Raw genomic sequence first — 5,240 nt, 5'->3', positions numbered from 1 at the left:
TTCGGTGGCCGACGGCGAACTGCTCGAAATCGACCGCTGGGCCCTGTCGCGCCTCGAGCGCCTGGTCGGCCGGGTGGAAAAATCGTACGACGAGTACGAGTTCCACGTCCTCTACCACGCGGTGCACAACTTCTGCAGCGTAGACATGAGCGCCTTCTACCTCGACGTGCTCAAGGACCGCCTCTACACCGCGCCGACCAAGAGTGTTGCACGGCGCAGCGCCCAGACCGCCATGTACCGCATCCTCGACGCCCTGACCCGGCTGGTCGCGCCGGTTCTCTCCTTCACCGCCGACGAGATCTGGAAAGAACTCCCCGGGCCGCGGGAAGAGAGCGTGCACCTGGCCGGCTTCCCCCGCTTCGAAACCAGCCTGCTCGACGCCGACCTCGAGACCCGCTATGAAAAGCTGCTGGCGGTGCGCTCCGACATCTCCAAGGCCCTGGAGCTGGCCCGGATCGAAAAACGCATCGGCCACTCCCTCGACGCCCGGGTGCTGGTCGAAGCGCCGGCCGGCGAATGGCAAACCCTGCTCGAGCGCTACCGCGATCAACTGGCCACCCTGCTCATCGTCTCCCAGGCCGAACTGGCCAGCGGCCTTGACGTCGCGGCAACCGGCGAGGAAGTCCCCGGCCTCAAGGTCAGGATCGAAAAGGCCGAGGGGGAAAAGTGCGAGCGCTGCTGGAACTACGCCACCAGCGTCGGCAGCGACACGGACCACCCGAGCATCTGTCACCGCTGTACTGACGCCTTGAAATAATTCAGGCGACAGGCTTTCAGGCGGAAGGGTTTTCTTGCCCTTCCGCCTTCCGCCTTGCGCCATCGCCCCTGGAGCCTACGTGCCCTTTCGCTACCGCCTATTGCTGCTGGTTTCCCTCGTTGTCCTGGCGCTTGACCAGGCGACCAAGCTCTACATCGACAGCCGCTTCGCTCTTTACGAGTCAGTGACGGTTTTCGAGAACTTTTTCCACATCACCTATGTGCGCAACAAGGGGGCGGCCTTCGGCATCCTGGCCGACAACGCCTTTCGGGTCCCCTTCTTTATCACCGTCGCCAGCCTTGCCGCCATCGGCATCCTCTGGTATCTGCACAAGCTCGGCGAGGGACAGAAGCTGCACGTGCTGGCCCTGTCGCTGATCTTCTCCGGCGCCGTCGGCAACCTGATCGACCGCATCCGCCTCGGCGAGGTGATCGACTTTCTCGATGCCCACTGGTACCAGCACCACTGGCCGGCCTTCAACGTGGCCGACTCGGCCATCTGCGTCGGCGTCGGCCTGCTGCTGCTCGACATGTGGCGGCAGGAATCGGCCAAGAAAAAAGCCGCCGCCTGAACCGTATCATCAGCGTTTCAACGATAAAAGCCGCCCTCTTCCCGGGGCGGCTTTTATCGTTTTGCAAGGGAGACAAACTCAGAAGACCTGGCTGTTGATGCGGGCGATGAGAGAATGGGCCGGTTGAAAATCGGGCTGGATGTTGAGGGCGCTTTCACAGTCGGCGAGCGCCTGGCTGTAGAGCTGCATATCGTAGCAGGTCTGCGCCCGCCCCCAGTACCCTTCGACCTGGGAGGGGTTGAGAGCCAGCGAGCGGTCGTAATCGGCCAGGGACTTGTCGAGCGCCTTGATCACCCGGAAGGCCAGGCCCCGGTTGTTGTAACAGCGCACATTGCTGCCGTTGAAGAAGATGGCGCGGGAAAAATCGCGGATCGCCTGGGTATAATCCGACTGGCCGAAATGGGCCATGCCCCGATGATTGTAGACCAGGGCCCGAACGGGATCGGCCAGCTTGAGCCGCAGGATCTGGCCGTAGAGTTCGATGGCCCGTTCGAGTTCGCTGCGGCTGTGGGCATCGAGGGCATCGAGCATGAGTTTTTCGAGCTTGCGCTGGCCGGTCAGGGCGACCAGTTCCGGCGGGGCCTCCCCGGACGGCGTACCAGGCCGGAGGCAGTCGGCAGGGCCTTGGCCAAAGGAGTCGTCGAGACTCTGCCGGCGCTTGCGGTCACGCTCGCGAATATCGCTCTGGTAGTCGCGGATTTCCTGAAAAATCAGGTCCGACAGGGTCAGGGTCGCGTTGAGCGAGGCCAGCTTGCGCTTGATCGAGTCGTTCGGCAGCGAGATATCCGATTTGTAGATCAGCTCGTGTTCGACCTCGGCCCAGGCATCCTGCAGGATGGTTCGCAGCTGAATCTCGCAGACCCGCGCCGAATGCGGCAGCACCTCTTCCAGTTGGGCCGGTTCGAGCCGGATCAGCAGATGCACCGAGTCGTAGCCGAATTCGCGGAACGAATGGCGGGCCCCCTTCCACTCGAGCTCGACCACGGTGAACTGCCTGGCCAGCAGCCGCTCGATGGTTTCCAGATCGGCCAGAAACGGGCAGATGATGCGGATGCCGAGCAGGTCGGTCAGTTCGGGGCCGTTCCCGTTCCCGTTCCCCTCTTCCAGCTGTCGGCTCTGGCGCAGCAGCTTGTCGAAATAGGCGTCAAAGCGCTTGAGTCGGTACTTGATGGTTGGGGTGTAGCCGCTGCCTTCGAGCAGACGGCGAATTTCACTGACCAAGCTCTGCAGGGTGTTTTCGTAGGCCGGGCGCAGGGTCTCGTACGTCGCCTTGTACATGGCCCGTTCGGCGATGCCGCAGACCCGCATGGTATCGGGAAGACTCTTTTGTTTCATCGCACCGGCCCCCTTTCGGGAAGGGCAAAATAAAAGGTGGCGCCGTTGTCTTCCTCCCCCTCGGCCCAGACCTCGCCGCCATGACGGTCGATGATCCGCTTGACGATGGCCAGCCCCACGCCCGTCCCGGCGAATTCCTCGTCACGATGCAGGCGCTGAAAGACGCCGAACAGCTTTTCGGCGTAGGCCGGATTGAAGCCGATGCCGTTGTCCCGGACATAATAGACGTTGCGGCCCGGCTCTTCGTAGCCGCCGACCTCAATCCGCCGGACCTCCCTGCCTTCGCTGTACTTGACCGCGTTGGAGAGCAGGTTGCTCCAGACCAGGTGCAGCAGGTTCGGGTCGCCGGAGGCTGCCGGCAGGTCTGCGACAGTACAGTCGCACCGCTCAAGAATATCGTCCGGCACGACTTCGTCGTAGGCCGAACGGGCCTGTGCCTGCATGTTAACCCGTGACTGCTTCAGCTCGTCGCGGCCGATCCGAGAAAACGCCAGCAGGCTGGTGATCAGCTCATCCATTTTCTGGGCGCTGCCCCTGACGACGCCGAACAGGCGCCGGCCTTCGGCGTTAAGGGCCTCGGCGTGCTCCTCCAGCAGGATCCGCGAGAATCCGTCAATGGCCCGCAGGGGAGCCCGCAGGTCGTGGGAGACCGAATAGCTGAAGGCCTCGAGTTCCCGGTTGGCCGCCTCGAGCTGACCGGTGCGCTCCTCCACCCGCTGCTCGAGTTCGGCCGCGTGACGCTGGATTTCTTCGTGCAGCAGAGAGTTCTGCACTCCGATCGCCAGTTGGTCGGCGAGGGCTTCGAGAAATTTCTCCTGCTGCTGAAAATCGTATTCTGCCGCCGCGGCCATCGCGAGCACGCCGATAACCCGGCTGCCGATACTCAAGGGGACCGCGGCCAGCGAAACAACCCCGGCTTTTTTGCACTCAACCCAGGTGCAGCGCGGGTCTACCCGGATATCCCGTGAATAGACCGGCTCTCCGCTGGACGCCGCCAACCCGCACAGGCACTGCCCCAGGCAGTGCTCCGGGGTTTCTTCAAGCTGCAGGCCGCCCGCTTCCGGCGCCCGGGCCTGCAGAACCAGGGACTCCCCCTGGCGCAGAAAGAGCAGAACCATATCCGGCTTCAACATTTCGAGCACCGAGCCGACCACCGACCGGGCGACCTGTTCGAAGGAAAGGCTGGCGTTGATCCTGCGGGCGGTCTCGTAAAGGGCGGCGATCTCCGCCGCCTGCTGCTCAAGCCTTGTTTCGATCTGCTTGCGCTCGCTCAGGTCGCGGGCGTTCACCACGAAGGCGCCGACCGCCGGATCCTCCAGCAGGTTGGTCACGGTCATATCAAGCCACAGCCATCGACCGTCCCGGTGGCGGGCGCGAAACCGGACCGACCGGGACGCGCCGGGGCAGCCCCGCAAGGCCGACAGCGCCTCCAGCGAAATCGGGATGTCCACGGGATGGACCTTTTCGGCCGGGCCCGTCCCCAGCATCTCTTCGACCGGGTAGCCGAGGATGCGGGTAATCGATTCACTGGCAAAGCAGATGCGGCCATCGGGGTCGACCAGCAGGATCATGTCGCCGCTCTGCTCAATCATTTTGCGGAACCGGCGCTCACGCGCCCGCACCAGGCACTCGGCCTCCCGGTGAGACAACTTGCGTTCCAGCAGCATGCCGAGCAGCACGGTCACCAGCGGGTAAATCAGCAGAACCGGAAGCGCGATGACGGCAAGGACCTTCTCGGCCACCGGCCAGGGGAGGAGCAGCATGCACAGCAGCAGGACGATATGCACGATGCAGCCGAAGGCATACAGCTCCATGCGAGCGAATGTTTTGCGCCACTGGGGGCGATAGCGCCGCCAGCCCAATCCGATCAGCACCGACGACGCAATGACGGCCACCCCGGGAACGACACCGGCCCCCCCCATAAAAATCCGGTACAGGGCGGCCATAAGGGCCGCGATCAGGGCGGGAACGGCGCCGAAAAAGAGCGCCGTGACACTGAGCAGAATCGAGCGGGTGTCAAAAACCACCCCCGGGGCAACGTGCCAGGGGTGGAGCATGAGGGTGACGCCGATCGTCCCGATTACGACGCCGACCAGGAGGTTTTTCAGGGGAAGTAAGCGATCGCCTTGCTGCAGAGCCGCGTCGTAGAGGGCAGCAAGCGCAAGCAGCAGGGCGGCGTTGGAAACCAGGATCCAGATGTCGTCAGCGCTCATAAGACTCCGCAGTGGCCGCAAAGCCGCAGGGGGAACATTTCAATCCTGTGCCAGGAGAGCTATTTGCAGAATGAGTCTACACTGAATCATCCATGGATACAAACCCGAAGCGGCGCCGAAGGGGCTGCCCCCTCAGGCTCCGGCAGCAGCCGCCCCGCCGGCCCGTTGAATTCAGCGTTCGGATGCCGTCGGGGCGATCAGCGGGTCGTGAAACAGGAACAGGTTGCGCCCCCGTTCCTTGGCCCGGAACATGGCGTCGTCAGCCTTCTTGATCAGCGTGTTGCTGTCCTCGCCGTCGGCGGGAAAGAGGCTGATGCCGATGCTTGAAGTGATGCTGAACTGCTGGCCGCGAACGGAGAGCGGT

At 63.4% G+C, this 5,240-nt stretch carries 5 protein-coding genes; 2 read left to right on the top strand and 3 right to left on the bottom strand.

The annotated features are described in order from the left end of the window. Together ABYV89_RS14295 and lspA are read left to right on the top strand one after the other, a co-directional pair. Nucleotides 1-757 (top strand): class I tRNA ligase family protein (locus tag ABYV89_RS14295; RefSeq protein ID WP_432823611.1); only part of this gene is annotated, 757 nt, incomplete at its 5' end. Between the two features lie 79 nt (nucleotides 758-836). Further along, nucleotides 837-1,328: a signal peptidase II gene (lspA, locus tag ABYV89_RS14290; protein WP_432823612.1), complete on the top strand. Its 492-nt coding sequence runs from the start codon at nucleotides 837-839 to the stop codon at nucleotides 1,326-1,328. Between the two features lie 78 nt (nucleotides 1,329-1,406). Here the strand turns inward: lspA and ABYV89_RS14285 are convergent, their stop codons facing one another. The 3 genes from ABYV89_RS14285 to ABYV89_RS14275 form a co-directional block, all read right to left on the bottom strand. Continuing rightward, on the bottom strand, nucleotides 1,407-2,663 hold the full coding sequence (locus ABYV89_RS14285; RefSeq protein WP_432823610.1) for a (p)ppGpp synthetase: 1,257 nt from the start codon (nucleotides 2,661-2,663) through the stop codon (nucleotides 1,407-1,409). Next, the gene (locus ABYV89_RS14280) at nucleotides 2,660-4,876 is read right to left on the bottom strand and encodes a LytS/YhcK type 5TM receptor domain-containing protein (RefSeq protein ID WP_432823609.1); all 2,217 of its coding nucleotides are present in this window, start codon (nucleotides 4,874-4,876) and stop codon (nucleotides 2,660-2,662) included. Before ABYV89_RS14280 ends, ABYV89_RS14285 begins: the two co-directional genes overlap by 4 nt. A 171-nt stretch (nucleotides 4,877-5,047) precedes the next feature. Continuing rightward, nucleotides 5,048-5,240 (bottom strand): diguanylate cyclase domain-containing protein (locus tag ABYV89_RS14275; protein WP_432823608.1); only part of this gene is annotated, 193 nt, incomplete at its 5' end.

The sequence above is a fragment of the Trichloromonas sp. genome (assembly GCF_041583255.1).
Lineage (GTDB): Bacteria > Desulfobacterota > Desulfuromonadia > Desulfuromonadales > Trichloromonadaceae > Trichloromonas.
The sequence above is the reverse complement of the archived record's forward strand: the minus strand, read 5'-3'. Positions and strand labels throughout refer to the sequence as shown.

Excerpts from the sequence above, each read along its gene's own strand:
- ABYV89_RS14280 (WP_432823609.1), bottom strand. The coding sequence starts at position 4,876 with ATGAGCGCTGACGACATCTGGATCCTGGTTTCCAACGCCGCCCTGCTG.
- ABYV89_RS14285 (WP_432823610.1), bottom strand. The coding sequence starts at position 2,663 with ATGAAACAAAAGAGTCTTCCCGATACCATGCGGGTCTGCGGCATCGCC.